The sequence below is a fragment of the Rhizobium binae genome (assembly GCF_017357225.1).
Classification (GTDB): Bacteria; Pseudomonadota; Alphaproteobacteria; order Rhizobiales; family Rhizobiaceae; genus Rhizobium; species Rhizobium binae.
Genome location: NZ_CP071604.1, coordinates 616,006 through 629,641, shown reverse-complemented (window position 1 = coordinate 629,641; position 13,636 = coordinate 616,006). Strand labels below are relative to the sequence as shown.

General features: G+C 61.4%; 16 protein-coding genes, 1 tRNA gene and 1 pseudogene. 7 read left to right on the top strand and 11 right to left on the bottom strand.

Annotated elements, in window-relative coordinates; genetic code table 11:
• Window positions 1-73 precede the first annotated feature (73 nt).
• From J2J99_RS03075 to J2J99_RS03050, 6 genes are all read right to left on the bottom strand, one after another.
• Window positions 74-559 carry an arsenate-mycothiol transferase ArsC gene (locus J2J99_RS03075; RefSeq protein WP_205918727.1) on the bottom strand — a complete coding sequence of 162 codons (486 nt, stop codon included), beginning with the start codon at window positions 557-559 and terminating at the stop codon, window positions 74-76.
• The gene (locus J2J99_RS03070; protein WP_168295876.1) at window positions 556-1,029 is read right to left on the bottom strand and encodes a UPF0262 family protein; all 474 of its coding nucleotides are present in this window, start codon (window positions 1,027-1,029) and stop codon (window positions 556-558) included. Before J2J99_RS03070 ends, J2J99_RS03075 begins: the two co-directional genes overlap by 4 nt.
• Window positions 1,030-1,033: 4 nt before the next feature.
• Entirely contained in the window at window positions 1,034-2,332 is a 1,299-nt protein-coding gene (hisD, locus tag J2J99_RS03065) for a histidinol dehydrogenase (RefSeq protein ID WP_168295875.1), read from the bottom strand.
• 51 nt (window positions 2,333-2,383) lie between these two features.
• On the bottom strand, window positions 2,384-2,815 hold the full coding sequence (locus J2J99_RS03060) for a DUF2948 family protein (RefSeq protein ID WP_168295874.1): 432 nt from the start codon (window positions 2,813-2,815) through the stop codon (window positions 2,384-2,386).
• 96 nt (window positions 2,816-2,911) lie between these two features.
• The gene (gene murA, locus J2J99_RS03055; RefSeq protein WP_168295873.1) at window positions 2,912-4,204 is read right to left on the bottom strand and encodes a UDP-N-acetylglucosamine 1-carboxyvinyltransferase; all 1,293 of its coding nucleotides are present in this window, start codon (window positions 4,202-4,204) and stop codon (window positions 2,912-2,914) included.
• Window positions 4,205-4,310: 106 nt separating this feature from the next.
• The gene (locus J2J99_RS03050; protein WP_012482611.1) at window positions 4,311-4,505 is read right to left on the bottom strand and encodes a hypothetical protein; all 195 of its coding nucleotides are present in this window, start codon (window positions 4,503-4,505) and stop codon (window positions 4,311-4,313) included.
• Window positions 4,506-4,661: 156 nt separating this feature from the next.
• Here J2J99_RS03050 and J2J99_RS03045 point away from each other — a divergent pair.
• Window positions 4,662-4,736, top strand: a tRNA-Thr gene (locus tag J2J99_RS03045).
• Window positions 4,737-4,919: 183 nt separating this feature from the next.
• On the opposite strand, the gene J2J99_RS03040 is transcribed toward J2J99_RS03045, so the two are convergent.
• A complete protein-coding gene (locus tag J2J99_RS03040; RefSeq protein ID WP_168296021.1) occupies window positions 4,920-5,360 on the bottom strand; it encodes a hypothetical protein in 441 nt (146 codons plus the stop codon).
• A gap of 263 nt (window positions 5,361-5,623) precedes the next feature.
• Here J2J99_RS03040 and J2J99_RS03035 point away from each other — a divergent pair, with 263 nt between their 5' ends.
• On the top strand, window positions 5,624-5,869 hold the full coding sequence (locus J2J99_RS03035; protein WP_168295872.1) for a DUF982 domain-containing protein: 246 nt from the start codon (window positions 5,624-5,626) through the stop codon (window positions 5,867-5,869).
• A 226-nt stretch (window positions 5,870-6,095) separates the two neighbouring features.
• On the opposite strand, the gene J2J99_RS03030 is transcribed toward J2J99_RS03035, so the two are convergent.
• Together J2J99_RS03030 and J2J99_RS03025 are read right to left on the bottom strand one after the other, a co-directional pair.
• Window positions 6,096-6,359 (bottom strand): hypothetical protein, encoded by a 264-nt coding sequence (locus tag J2J99_RS03030; protein ID WP_168295871.1) that lies wholly within the window; start codon window positions 6,357-6,359, stop codon window positions 6,096-6,098.
• A gap of 318 nt (window positions 6,360-6,677) precedes the next feature.
• Window positions 6,678-7,443 (bottom strand): annotated as a pseudogene (locus J2J99_RS03025) (IS110 family RNA-guided transposase).
• A gap of 246 nt (window positions 7,444-7,689) precedes the next feature.
• Between J2J99_RS03025 and J2J99_RS03020 the strand changes: the two are divergent.
• Both J2J99_RS03020 and J2J99_RS03015 read left to right on the top strand, forming a co-directional pair.
• Window positions 7,690-8,070 (top strand): ester cyclase, encoded by a 381-nt coding sequence (locus J2J99_RS03020; protein WP_168295870.1) that lies wholly within the window; start codon window positions 7,690-7,692, stop codon window positions 8,068-8,070.
• Window positions 8,071-8,264: 194 nt separating this feature from the next.
• Window positions 8,265-8,708, top strand: a complete 444-nt coding sequence (locus J2J99_RS03015) for a MarR family winged helix-turn-helix transcriptional regulator (protein ID WP_168295869.1) — start codon at window positions 8,265-8,267, stop codon at window positions 8,706-8,708.
• 9 nt (window positions 8,709-8,717) lie between these two features.
• On the opposite strand, the gene J2J99_RS03010 is transcribed toward J2J99_RS03015, so the two are convergent.
• The gene (locus tag J2J99_RS03010) at window positions 8,718-9,128 is read right to left on the bottom strand and encodes an ester cyclase (RefSeq protein WP_168295868.1); all 411 of its coding nucleotides are present in this window, start codon (window positions 9,126-9,128) and stop codon (window positions 8,718-8,720) included.
• A 309-nt stretch (window positions 9,129-9,437) separates the two neighbouring features.
• Here J2J99_RS03010 and J2J99_RS03005 point away from each other — a divergent pair, with 309 nt between their 5' ends.
• The 3 genes from J2J99_RS03005 (at window position 9,438) to J2J99_RS02995 (ending at window position 12,481) form a co-directional block, all read left to right on the top strand.
• A complete protein-coding gene (locus J2J99_RS03005) occupies window positions 9,438-9,800 on the top strand; it encodes a hypothetical protein (RefSeq protein ID WP_168295867.1) in 363 nt (120 codons plus the stop codon).
• Between the two features lie 252 nt (window positions 9,801-10,052).
• Window positions 10,053-10,319, top strand: a complete 267-nt coding sequence (locus tag J2J99_RS03000) for a hypothetical protein (RefSeq protein WP_168296020.1) — start codon at window positions 10,053-10,055, stop codon at window positions 10,317-10,319.
• Between the two features lie 101 nt (window positions 10,320-10,420).
• Window positions 10,421-12,481 (top strand): ATP-dependent helicase, encoded by a 2,061-nt coding sequence (locus J2J99_RS02995; protein WP_168295866.1) that lies wholly within the window; start codon window positions 10,421-10,423, stop codon window positions 12,479-12,481.
• Window positions 12,482-12,528: 47 nt separating this feature from the next.
• Here the strand turns inward: J2J99_RS02995 and J2J99_RS02990 are convergent, their stop codons facing one another.
• Entirely contained in the window at window positions 12,529-13,581 is a 1,053-nt protein-coding gene (locus tag J2J99_RS02990) for an enoyl-CoA hydratase/isomerase family protein (RefSeq protein WP_168295865.1), read from the bottom strand.
• Between the last annotated feature and the right edge of the window lie 55 nt (window positions 13,582-13,636).

The following is a 13,636-nucleotide window of genomic DNA, read 5'->3' as shown; positions in this document are numbered from 1 at the left end:
AAAATTTGGGCGGAAACTACACAATCAAGGCGGGTTTGTGAACCTTGTTGATCGGGCTTTCCGTCATTTGTTTTCAAGCCGATTGCGCGGCAATGCCATTTCGTTTGAGCAGCCGGCTTTCGATGAGGCCGGCGAGGTGATTGCGGACCTCGCGATAGCTCTCGAGAATCTGCTCGCGCGTCCCGGTGACAACCGTCGGGTCCATGGTCGGCCAGTAGACGACGTCGATTGCATTCGAGCGCGTCAGCTCGAGTGCGGCGTGGTGGGCCTGCGGCGACAGCGTGATGATCAGATCGAAATAATCGTCCTCGAGTTCTTCCAGCGTCTGCGGCTGGCGGCGCCCGAGCGAAAGCCCGATCTCCTCGAGCACGACATCGACGAAGGGATCGCGCTCGCCGGCGCGAACGCCGGCGGACCTTATATAGATATTGGACGGCAGAATGCTACGGGCGATGATTTCCGCCATCGGCGAGCGGATGGCGTTCAGCCCGCACATGAAGAGGATGGCGCCCGGCCTCTTTCCCTCCCCAACGTCGGCGGCGAGCTCCATCTTCGTCATCCGCGCCAGTAGAGCACGCAGACCAGCGTGAACAGCCGCCGGGCGGTGTCGAAATCGATGTCGATCTTGCCGTTCAGCCTGTCCTTCAGCGTCTGCGACCCCTCGTTGTGGATGCCGCGCCGGCCCATGTCGATCGCCTCGATGCGGCTCGGCGTCGCCGAACGGATCGCTTCGTAATAGCTCTCGCAGATCATGAAGTAATCCTTGACGATCCGCCGGAAGGGCGTGAGCGACAGGATATGGGTGGCGACATTGCCGCCATCTTCGGTGGTGATGGCGAAGACCAGCTTCGAATCGACCAGCGAGATGTTCAGCCGATAGGGCCCGCCGGCATGGCCGATCGGCGCAAAACTGTTCTCCTCAATCAGATCGAAGATGGCGACGGCGCGCTCATGCTCGACATCGGGCGTCGAACGGCCGATCGTATCGTCCAGGACGACGTCGCAAAGCCGGAAATCGCCCGCCGCCATGCCCTCACCTTTCGAGGTTGAGGCGGATCGCGACGGATCGCGCATGGGCATCGAGACCTTCGGAGACCGCAAGCGCGATCGCCGCCGGCCCAAGCGTGCGCAGCTCACCCGGCCCAAGACGCAGGATCGAGGTGCGCTTGACGAAATCGAGCACCGAAAGACCGGAGGAAAAGCGCGCCGAACGCGCCGTCGGCAGCACATGGTTCGAACCGCCGACATAATCGCCGATCACCTCGGGCGTATGGGCGCCGAGGAAGATCGCGCCGGCATTGCGGATGCCGTCGAGCAGCCGGTCCGGATCGGCGACGGCAAGCTCGAGATGTTCGGCGGCGATGCGGTTGGCGAGCGGAATGGCCTGTTTCAGGTCGGCAACCAGGATGACCGCGCCGAAATCGCGCCAGCTGGCGGCCGCCGTCTCCGCGCGGTTCAGCGTCTTCAGCTGGCTCTCGACTGCCTGCTCCACCGCCTTGCCGAATGCGGCATCGTCGGTGATCAGGATCGCCTGGGCGCTGGCATCGTGCTCGGCCTGCGCCAGGAGATCGGCGGCAATCCAGTCGGGATTGTTGTCCTCGTCGGCAATCACCAGCACCTCGGAGGGGCCGGCGATCATATCGATGCCGACGGTGCCGAAGACATGGCGCTTGGCGGCGGCGACATAGGCGTTGCCGGGGCCGGTGATCTTGGCGACCGGGGCGATCGTCTCGGTTCCATAGGCGAGAGCGGCGATCGCCTGGGCGCCGCCGACGCGGTAGATCTCGCTCACACCGGCAAGCCTGGCGGCGGCGAGCACCGCCGGATTGACGGCGCCGCCGGTGGCGGGAACGGCGATGACGATACGGTCGACGCCGGCGACCTTGGCCGGCACGGCATTCATCAGCACCGAGCTCGGATAGCTCGCGGTGCCGCCCGGGACGTAGAGCCCGACCGCCTCGATCGCCGTCCAGCGCGAGCCGAGACGGACGCCGAGATCATCCTCGTAGATATCGTCCTTCGGCAGCTGCCGGCGATGATGGCTTTCGATGCGCAGCGCTGCGAGCTTCAGCGCCCCCAGCACTTCCGACGGCACCGCCTCGATGGCGGCATCGATCTCTTCGGGCGTGACGCGCATCGGGACGGTGGCGAAATCGATGCCGTCGAATTTCAGCGAATATTCGGCAAGCGCCACATCGCCGCGTGCCCTGACGTCATCGATGATGGCGCGCGCCACCGCGTTCACATCCTCGGAGACTTCGCGCTTCGTCGTCAGGAAAGCGGCGAAACGCTGCTCGAAACCTTCCGATGCCTGATCCAGCCAGATTGCCAAGGCCGATATTCCTTCTCAACTCGAAACCGCAACATTCAAACGTCTGGCGCGTCAGGGATGGCGCGGCCTGGAAGCCGCCTCCCAGGCGCCGCCGATATCGGCGAGCTGCGCCTCGATGCATTCGACATCGAGGGCAATCGAGGCCGTGCCCGACAGCGCCAGCTCGACCGTGCCATCCGGCCCCTCGCCCTTCTTCTCGAAGCGCAGCGCCAGGAGCGACAGCACCTCGTCCCGTTTTCCGCGGTCGATGCCGAGCGAGCGGACGGCCAGCACGCGCTTAAAGACCAGCGCAGCCCGGCGGCGCTCGAAACCCCTGCGCTTGCGCCCGGCACCTTCCCAGACGAAACGATTGGCGGCAAGGGCGAATTGCGCCTCGCGCGGCGACCAGTCGATGTCACCGACCTTGAAGACGCTGTCCTGCATATGCGCGGAGATGATGGCAAGATCCTCATCATCGAGCGCAACAAGCTTCAGATCGGTCATTCGGTCATATCCCAGCAGGCACCGCCGGAATGGCGATGCGTCAGACAAGGGAAATAGGATGCTGTGGCCGATTACGCAACCGGGGATGAACGAGGCCTACTCGCTGATGCGCTGGACGACGGCGCCGCAACGGGTCAGCTTCTCCTCGAGCCGCTCGAAACCGCGATCGAGGTGATAGACGCGGGAGACCGTGGTTTCGCCCTCGGCGGCAAGGCCGGCGATGACGAGCGAAACGGAAGCGCGCAGATCGGTCGCCATGACGGGCGCGCCGCGCAGCCGCTGGACACCTTCGATCTTCGCCGTCTGGCCGGAGAGCGTGATCCTGGCGCCGAGGCGGGCAAGCTCCTGCACGTGCATGAAGCGGTTTTCGAAGATGGTCTCGGTGACGTGCGAGATGCCGGAGGAGCGGGTCATCAGCGCCATGAACTGCGCCTGCAGATCGGTGGGGAAGCCCGGGAAAGGATCGGTGACGATATCGACCGGCTTGATGCCGGCGCCATTGCGCTTGATGCGCATGCCATTATTGGTCGCGGAAATATCGGCGCCGGCGCGGCGGAGCGTCTCCAGCGCCGTCTCGAGCAGCGCCACATCGGTATTTTCGAGCACGACGTCGCCGCCGGCCATGGCGACGGCCATGGCATAGGTGCCGGTCTCGATGCGATCCGGCAGGACGCGATGACGGGCGCCGGAGAGCGAGGTGACGCCCTCGATGGTGATGGTCGCCGTGCCGGCGCCGGAGATCTTGGCGCCCATGGCGTTCAGGCAGTTGGCGAGGTCGACGACTTCGGGCTCGCGGGCGGCATTGCCGATAACCGTGGTGCCGCGGGCAAGCGTTGCCGCCATCATCATCACATGGGTGGCGCCGACCGAAACCTTCGGGAAGGTATAGCGCGCGCCGATCAGGCCGCCATCCGGGGCCTTGGCGTTGATGTAACCGGCATCGATCTCCATGGTGGCGCCGAGCGCCGTCAGGCCTTCGATGAAGAGGTCGACGGGGCGTGTGCCGATGGCGCAGCCGCCCGGCAGCGACACGCGGCAATGGCCCTCGCGGGCCAGCAGCGGGCCGATGACCCAGAAGGAGGCGCGCATCTTCGAGACCAGTTCATAGGAAGCGGTGGTATCGACGATGGTGCGGCAGGTGAAATGGATCGTGCGGGCGTAGGAATCCTCCTGGCGCTCGCGTCGGCCGTTGACGGCGACGTCGACTCCGTGATTGCCGAGGATGCGCATCAGAAGTTCGACATCGGCCAGATGCGGCACGTTTTCCAGCGTCAGCGTATCGCTGGTCAGCAGCGAGGCGATCATCAGCGGCAGTGCGGCATTCTTGGCGCCGGAAATCGGAATGATGCCATTCAGCTCATTACCGCCGACGATTCTGATACGATCCATGTGCGCCTACGGGCCGCGCCCGCCTTTCCTGAAAGTTCTGACTTGAAAGAAGGAGTGGGTGTTTAGGGGATTTCTTGCGGAGCTTCAATTCGTGCTGGACGGAACATTACGATTCGTCCATTTTTGCGGCGGGCAGCCCATTTGTTTCGTCGGCCTGGCCAGAGCGGCGGGCGCGCACCTGCTGTTTGCGTCGGCTGAGATTTTCCCTGAGCTTTTCGGCCGCGCGCTCGCGGCGCAGTTTCGCCTGTGCCTCGATCGCCTGTTTGCGGCTCTGCTGGCCGGTTTCGGTCTTGTCGTTCATGTGACAGGATTAGCCGAATTCGCGCCGATCCAAAAGTCCCCCGCATCGCAATCCACGCGAAGTTGGAATTTGTTGCTTGCGCTTGCCGTCAAGCTGTGGCAATAGCCGCCCCGTTCCCGCGATTTGAGCCGCCCGGCTCGCACGGGTCCTGGTCCTGCTGCCGTAGCTCAGTGGTAGAGCACACCCTTGGTAAGGGTGAGGTCGGTGGTTCAATCCCACTCGGCAGCACCAGTTTTCTGATCCGACATCATTTCTCCCGCACTCGACAAGCCCCTCATCTGGCTGCCGCCACTGACCGGGGCCTGTCCACGGGTCTCGAACCGTCCTTCGCACCCCCCGAAAACGGGGCGAAGGGTTATGTCGCAACCTCTCCGTCCTCGCAGGCCTCTCGCCGGGCACGTCCCCTCGCCGCTTTTACCGTGAGAGGGTTAGGCTGAGGGGCAGCCGTCCGCACGAAGCGGACTGCATGCCAGTGCAATCGGGAATGTCGGTTACCTCAAGATAATAGGGTACGAACGGCGAAAACTGCCACAGCTCGAACATTTCTCCGGTTACTAACTCTTCGCCTGGAATTGGTGTGTGGGGCCATGCAGTTGTTCCATCGAACGTGCCTTCAATATACCATCGCTCAAAGTTCTCCGACCAAGCGTAGGCAGCAAGATCTATCACCCCGGCCTCAAGATACCGACGTAGGGCGGCCCGCAGATACTCCCGCTGCATTGTTGGAATGACCTCGGTAGAAATGCGGATTAGGAAAGCCTCTTCTGAGGACGTCTCTGCGCCACCGGCAAGGGCAGGCATTGCCAGCGCACCGCACAGAAACGCAGCCCAGATCCATTTTCCATCGAAACCCATGTCGAGCCCTCGGCTTTCTCGAGCACGGTAGCGGTAGTAGCGCGCAAACGCCATACAACTTATCTTCGACCATCCAAAAATCCTCTTACGGCGGGACGCGACTCCACCCGTCTTACAAACGCTGGCATTTCGCCTCATCGGCAACAAACGATTCACCATTGTTGACCGCAAAATTCTCGCTAGAATGGCTATCATGGCGGCGGCCCCCTGAGGACAGGATGGCGCAGCACACTTGGTTCTGTCGAAACCCCGGAGGAGCATCGATGGCAACTGAAAAATGGAACGACCCGGTCAAGGTCGGTTTCGAAGGCGCTGACCTCAAAACCGTCAACGGGCCGTTCGATGCGCTGAAATGTCTGGCGGATCTCTGGCCGAGTGCGCGCGGACTGCATTATATCAAGGCGCGCAGTACCTGCCGGGCGGCACTCGACGGGCGCAAGAGCGTCGAAGAGGCAAGGGCCGAGTTCCTGGCGGCGGCCGAAGAAGCGAAGCTGAAGCTGCTGCATTAACACGGCAGGAACGTCCGGCTGTTTTTCGATTTGTTCGGCAAGGCGTGCCGGAACGATGCATTGTTTAATTTTCACTTAACCCTGGATCGAGCAGGTGCCGGGTTCTGGCGCAAAGGGCGTTGCGCCCGGGACAGCTGTTTCGATAGAAAACACGCAGCCATCATGATGATGGTCAGAGGCTCGTCACCGGAAACGCCGGCGAGCCTCGTCCGAACAGATCGGATTCTCAGCAGCCCGCGCCGCTTTCATTCTCCACCTCGACATAGCCGACACCGATGATCGTGCCGTCCGCCGTGCGGATGAAGGACGGCAGATAGTGCGGCTCTGCCGGCTGACAGGCGGCCGTTCCGGTATATTCGTTGAGCGCGATCTGGTCCTTCGGAAGCGCGGAATAGTCCGTGCCGGTTTCGAGCGAGGCATAGGCGGAGCCGGCAAAGACACCGCACCCGATAATCAAGGTCGTTGCCCAAAGGCGAAGAAGCACCTGCATGATGGTCTCCAGCGTTTCGATCCGGCATTTCAACACGTCAGGGCTCACTTGGTTCCCTCAGCGCCGCATGTATGGACGGCCTCCGCGTGGCAAGGGGCAGTTTGGTGTTTCCGGCAGATTGGTCGGGTGCAGGCATGTATACGGCCTTTGATTGCGGCGCGTTCATGCCGCTGGCCCTGATGTAGTCCGCTGATCGGATCCCAGACAGGTCAACGCGCTTTCAAGCGGCACCCACTGATCGGGTTTGTCCGATCCCGGCTCGACCGTTCGCCATCACGCCATCAGCACCTCACCAATTTCTGCATTCTCTGTGAGCATTCAAAGGGCGGCGGTCGCCTCAAAGAGCGCCTGCCCGTCGTCATCAACGCCCAGACGATCCGCGCCATCTTGTTGGCCAAAGCAACAGCGACGACGTTGTACGGCTTCTTCACCAGAAGTTCGGCGGCCCAAAGCGTCGGTGCAACTTTAGCTTTGCCGCTGAAACGAAGCACCGCGTGCGCGCCCACAACGAGAAGCCGGCGGAGATAGGGATCGCCTTGTTTGCTGATCCTTCCGAGGCGGTCCTTGCCACCCGATGAGTTCTGCCGCGGCACCAGGCCTATCCATGCCGCCAATTGTCGGCCGGATTTGAAGAGCGACGCGTCGGTCACCGTCGCGGCAATTGCGCTGGCAGTGATCGGGCCAATTCCAGGGATCGTCTCAAGGCGGCGGCTCAGTTCGTTCGAGCGATGCCAAGCATGAATTTGGCGATCCAACTCGCTGACCTTCTCGTGCGCCTCCCGCAACTGCCGATCAGCGGAAGAAGCGCGGACCGCGCAAGCGGCGGGATTAGATCGTGATCATCGTCGTCGACCAACGCGATCAGCCGAACCTCGTGACCCAGCGCCATAAGAACCCGAGCCCAGTGGTGTCCAGTCGCGCATGCCTCTATTCCGATCAGGCATGGCGGCAATGCCTTGAAGAATCCAACGACATCGTCGCGGCGCAGCTTGCGGCGGCTCACCGTCGCGCCGGCACCATTGATCCCGTGAACCTGAAATACATGCTTGGCGATATCCAGACCAATTGTGGTAATCTTCTCCATGGACGGCTCTCCCTTATGTGACTTCGACAGCCACACTTTGGCACATTGCGATGCCGGGAGCGGAGGCCGTCCACCACATCAGGTCATCTAGCGCCAACACCGGACGTCGCGACTGCCGCAAAACTCGAGGAAACTGATCTTAGTGCTGTGAGCCTTGCGACGCATGGTGCGAGCGCATAACAACGTGAATTCCGGCCGTCTTGGTCCACACGACGGTAAAGGGATTGATCTGATGGTATCTGCAACATGACACTGCAAGAATTTTACGACGCGTACATAGGTTGCCTAAATCGACAAGATTGGGATGAGCTGAGGCGGTATGTTGCCGACGATGTTAAACATAATGGGCGACCGCTTGGGCTGTCAGGCTACCGCTCGATGCTGATCAAAGACTTCGAGGACATCCCCGACCTACGTTTCGTCATAGATCGTCTGGTATGCGACCCGCCCCTTATTGCGGCGAGGTTGATGTTCAATTGCTCACCAAAAGGCAATTTCCTTGGCTTAAAGATCAACGGCCGACGCATTTCCTTCGCAGAAAACGTGTTTTACGAGGTGAAGGGCGGTAAAATAATCGATGTGTTATCCGCGATCGACAAAACCTCGATCGAAAATCAGATTGCTTGAGCCGCTTTTTGCGACGGTCAATGACAGCTTTGGGCCGAGTAGCGACGAGAGGTGTTATGATCTGGAATCTTGGCCGTCGGCAACAGTCGGTGGTCTCTCTCGCGCCATAAGCGGTCGTGCCGAAGCTATTTCTCTTCTAGTTCTTCTCGGTCTATGGAAAGGCTTAGAGGGTGCAGTTTAGGCGGAAGAAGAAAATGGCCAGCGAAGATGCCAGCTCCGAAATAGATAGCGATGCGCTGGCCCTTGCGGAAAATCTGCGCATCACGCTCGGCAGATTCGTTCGCGGCGTAAAGGCGCAGGCAAATACACCGACAACCTCGCAGTCAGAAACACTGTCGCTTCTGGATCGGGCGGGTCCGCTCAGTGTCGCAGAACTGGCAGGCCGGCGCAACGTCAGGCATCAGAGCATGCGGCTGGTTGCCGGTCAGTTGGAAGCTGAAGGCCTGATCAGCAAAATGCCGAACCCAGCGGACGGGCGGAGCCAGCTTCTTTTCATTACCGAGAAGGGAAATGAGGAATTGTCCCGCGCCCGCGAAGCCCGAACATTGCAGATTGCCAGTTTGATCGAGGAACGCCTGTCCGGCACGGACAGACAAACGCTCGAAGCCGCAATCGCTGTTATCGAACGGCTGTGCTAGCTCGTCGCATCAATCCTTCGACAAGGCAGCGAGTACGTTGGATAAGGTGTTCACGCCCCAATGTTCTGCATATTTACCGTCCTGAATTCGCACAATATCGATAGCGCCAATGGAAACGTCCCGTCCCGTCGCCGGAACGCCCAGCAGGGTACCGGTATGAACTCCGCTTATCGTCTTGCGCGTTGTGACCTTATCGCCCTCGGCGATCTGGTCATGGATCGTTACCGCCAGGTTTGATAGAGCTGGGCGAAGGACATTCTGGAAGGTGTGCCACATGCTTTCCGGGCCGTTCGGCATTCCTTGCGGCGCAGAGTGATTCACAAAGTGAGGAGCCATCAAGGAATGAAATTCGGTTTCGCTCCCATTTTGAATGACCTCAATGTTGAAGCGGCGAACCACCTCTTTGCAATCGGTTGACATGATTCATCCCTCAACATACGCCGATAATATATACAGTTTACCTGTATATATTATGCATAAGCCTTTTGCGATCCTGTAGCAAGTCATACCTCCTGCAGTGTCCGCTTTGGGCCCGAAAGCGGTCGTTTGGCATTTGCAAGACAATTCCGCAAAACTCGGTCACGAACCTCTGGATTTTGTGAGGGATTTTTGCGACCTGGTTATGTCAGACTTTGGTGGAGAGTGCTGAACGTGCGAGATGGCTTTAACTTTGTTCGCTAAGGGTCAACCATGGGCATAATGTGGACTGTATGGCCCTTAGACGCCGAGATGATGATTTGGTTAAGCGAGCAAGGAATCTCATTTCCAGCATTGCCTTCGCGATGGCCCACAGGTTCCGAGGTCAAGCGAGCTTTATCAGACCTCGACCTCACAGCAGAAATCACCGACAACGGGGCAATGGCTCCGTGGCATGCACTCGTTCGGGACGCTGCAGATAATCCCGACATTAAATGGGCGCTCCTGATAATCCCGGATTACTCGGGAGATCACGAACCGCAAAAGCTCTATTTCGAGAAAGGGCATGAGCCGTTGATCCGTCGCATCCTCTCTCATATCGCGTTGGCGTGCGGACCACTTGTGCTGATCAATGACGCTGACTCTTTCCCTGAGATCATTGGCGCAGACGCGTAGAGTCGGGTATTGGGTGACAGCCGAAATGGCCCGTCGGAAAACTCTACGACACTTGTCTCCTGAATTTTGCAATGTAGCCGGATAGTCAACTTCAATGACCGCTGTTGGCGTAAAACGGCCACCGCGCACGATTACCGGCTGGTGGCATTTGCTACATAATTCCCGGATTTCTGCCGGCCAATCCTGACCCGCTCTTGGCGGAAGGTGCTGCGGCTTCCATATCTTGCTGCAGTCGAAAGAGGGATGACGACGATGAAAGTGCTGATGCCCGCCTTGTTTGCCGGGATATTGCTGACCGGCTGCTCCTCGGCCGATAGCCCGGCGCTGGATCCCATTCCCGGCAGCATCACCTATGGCGGCCAGCCGCGAACGAAGCTCACCAAATCGCCGGTCGGCAGCGCCGTCCATCACCAGTTCTACAACGAGTTCGGCCAGCGGGTGGAAGAGACTTATATTCTTCAGCCGGATCGCAGCCTGAAGCTGGTGCGGCGTGTGGTGGGGCCGGATTTCCCCGATTAAGCTTGCGCCGTTCCAGGCTTGACAGCGGCGGCAATCGCGAACATTCAAGGAACATCTAATCTTCTCGCAGTGATTCTGCGGGAGCCCGACCGGACGGCTGGATGTATCTCGAAAAGCTCAATCCCCAGCAGCGCATGGCCGTCGAGCACGGCACGCTCACCGACGGCAGCCATATTGCGGGGCCGCTGCTGGTCATTGCCGGCGCCGGTTCGGGCAAGACGAATACGCTGGCGCACCGGGTCGCCCATCTGGTCGTCAAGGGCGCCGATCCCCGCCGCATCCTGCTGATGACCTTCTCGCGCCGGGCGGCCGCGGAGATGGCGCGGCGCGTCGAGCGCATCTGCCGCGACGTGCTCGGTTCGAATGCCGGCGTGATGACGGATGCGCTTCATTGGTCCGGCACGTTCCACGGCATCGGCGCCAGGCTGCTGCGCGACTATGCCCAGCAGATCGGCCTCGATGCCGATTTCACCATCCATGACCGCGAAGACAGCGCCGACCTGATGAACCTGATCCGGCACGATCTCGGCTTCTCCAGGACGGAAAGCCGGTTTCCGGCCAAGGGCACCTGCCTTGCCATCTATAGCAGGGCGGTGAATTCGGAAACGGCGCTCGACCAGGTGCTGCGCGACGCCTTTCCCTGGTGCGCGGCCTGGGAAAAGCAGCTGCGCGAGCTATTCGCCTGCTATGTCGAGGCCAAACAGAGCCAGAACGTGCTCGATTACGACGACCTTTTGCTCTACTGGGCGCAGATGGTCGGCGAGAGCGTGATCGCCGAGGATATCGGCAGCCGCTTCGACCATGTGCTGGTCGACGAATATCAGGATACCAATCGGCTGCAGGCCTCGATCCTGATGGCGCTGAAGCCCGAAGGCCGGGGGCTGACCGTTGTCGGCGACGATGCGCAGTCGATCTATTCCTTCCGCGCAGCCACAGTCCGCAACATCCTCGATTTTCCCGCGGCCTTCAGCCCGCCCGCCAATATCGTCACGCTCGACCGCAACTATCGCTCGACGCAGCCGATCCTGACGGCTGCCAACGCCGTCATCGATCTCGCTTCGGAGCGCTTCACCAAGAATCTCTGGACCGAGCGGCAGTCCTCCGAGCGGCCGCGCCTCGTCACGGTACGCGACGAGGCCGACCAGGCGCGTTATGTTGCCGACAAGGTGCTCGACAACCGCGAGGAAGGCCTCAAGCTCAAGCAGCAGGCGGTTCTATTCCGCGCCTCGCATCACAGCGGACCGCTGGAGGTCGAGCTGACCCGGCGCAACATTCCCTTCGTCAAGTTCGGCGGGCTGAAATTTCTCGACAGCGCCCATGTCAAGGACATGCTGGCCGCCCTTCGCTTCGCGCAGAACCCGCGCGACCGGGTGGCCGGCTTCCGGCTGATGCAGATCCTGCCGGGCGTCGGACCATCGACGGCGCAGAAGGCGCTCGATCTGATGGCCGAGGATGTAAGCCCGCTGTCGGCGCTGGCCGCCATGCCGGCGCCGCCGCGCTCCGGCGAGGATTGGGCAGCATTCGTTTCGATGCTGCAGGAGATGAAATCCGGCAAGGCCGGCTGGCCGGCGGAAATCGAGCTGGCGCGGCAATGGTATGCGCCGCATCTGGAACGGCTGCATGAGGACGCGGCAACGCGGCAGGCCGATCTCCTGCAGCTCGAGCAGATTGCCGGCGGTTATGCCTCGCGCGAGCGCTTCCTCACCGAGCTCACCCTCGATCCGCCGGATGCGACCAGCGACCAGGCCGGCGTGCCGCTGCTCGACGAGGACTACCTCATTCTTTCGACCATCCATTCGGCCAAGGGCCAGGAGTGGACGAGGGTGTTCATGCTAAACGTCGTCGACGGCTGTATTCCGAGCGATCTTGCCGTCGGCGCCAGCGCCGAAATCGAGGAGGAACGCCGGCTGCTCTATGTGGCGATGACGCGCGCCCGCGACGGTCTCGACCTCGTCGTGCCGCAGCGCTTCTTCACTTATGGGCAGAATGCGCAGGGCGACCGGCATGTCTATGCCTCGCGCAGCCGCTTCATTCCGGCGACCCTCCTGCAATTCTTCGAGGCCTGCAGCTGGCCGCAGGTGAAATCGGATGCCGCCGCGCAAGCCCAGGCGCGGCAGGTGCGCATCGATGTCGGCGCCCGCATGCGCGGCATGTGGCGATAGGTAACGCCGCACGGTGCCGCACATCGGGCCTTCAGAGGATGAGAGCGTCAAAGCAAAAGCGGCGGTTCGGCCGGCTGCAGGAAGCGCTCGACGGCTGCCGCCTCCACCGCCTCGACTGACGCCGGCGACCATTTCGGATTGCGGTCCTTATCGATGACGGCGGCGCGGATGCCCTCAAAGAAATCCGGATTATTGAGCATCCGCAGACAGGCGCCGAGTTCGCGGCCGAGGCACTCGGCGAGCGAGGCGCTGCGGCGGCCGGCCCTCAAGAGCTGCAAAGCGAGCTTCAGGCTGGTCGGCGAGCGCGTCAGCAGCACCCGGCGCGTCTCGGCGGCGAATTCGCCGTCCTCCCCGGCGAGCGCCGCCAGGATTTCCTCAACGCTGTCGAAACGAAAAGCGCGATCGATCATTGGTGCGTTCTGCCGCAGCCGGCTCTCGCCCGGAGGCTCTGCGTACAGCTGCAGGACGCCATCGACATCGCCCGACGAACTGCCGCGCGGCAGGCCCGACAATGTCTCGATCACATCGCCGAGCCGCGACGAGGCGATCCGAATATCGGCAAGGCGGGCGTGGATCGCGTCGGCGGCGTCGATATCGAGGCCGGTCAGGCCGAGCCACGTTCCGGCCTCGCCGGGTGCCTTCGGCAGCAGCCAGGTGGCGCCGACATCGGGGACATAGCCGATGCCGGTTTCGGGCATGGCAAGGCGGGTGCGCTCGGTGACGATGCGGTGGCGGCCGTGCGAGGACAGGCCGACACCGCCGCCCATGGTGATGCCGTCCATCAGCGCGACATAGGGTTTGGGGTAGACGGCGATCATATGGTTGAGACGGAATTCCTCGCGCCAGAAAGTTCCGGCGAGGCCGTCGCCGGCCCGGGCGCTCTCATGCAGGGCGCGGATATCACCGCCGGCGCAGAAGCCGCGTTCGCCCTCCCCTATTGCCACGACAGCCGCAACGTCGGCATCGCGGGCAAAGCCATCCAGCGCCTGGGTGATCCTCCGGATCATCGCCAGCGTCAGGCTGTTCAGCGCCCGCGGCCGGTTGAGCCGGATGATGCCGGCAGTGCCTCGCCGCTCGATGATGACTTCGCCGTCCTGCATGGTTCACCTCCACTGTTGAACCATGAATAGACGACGATGCAAGATCGCTCCAGAG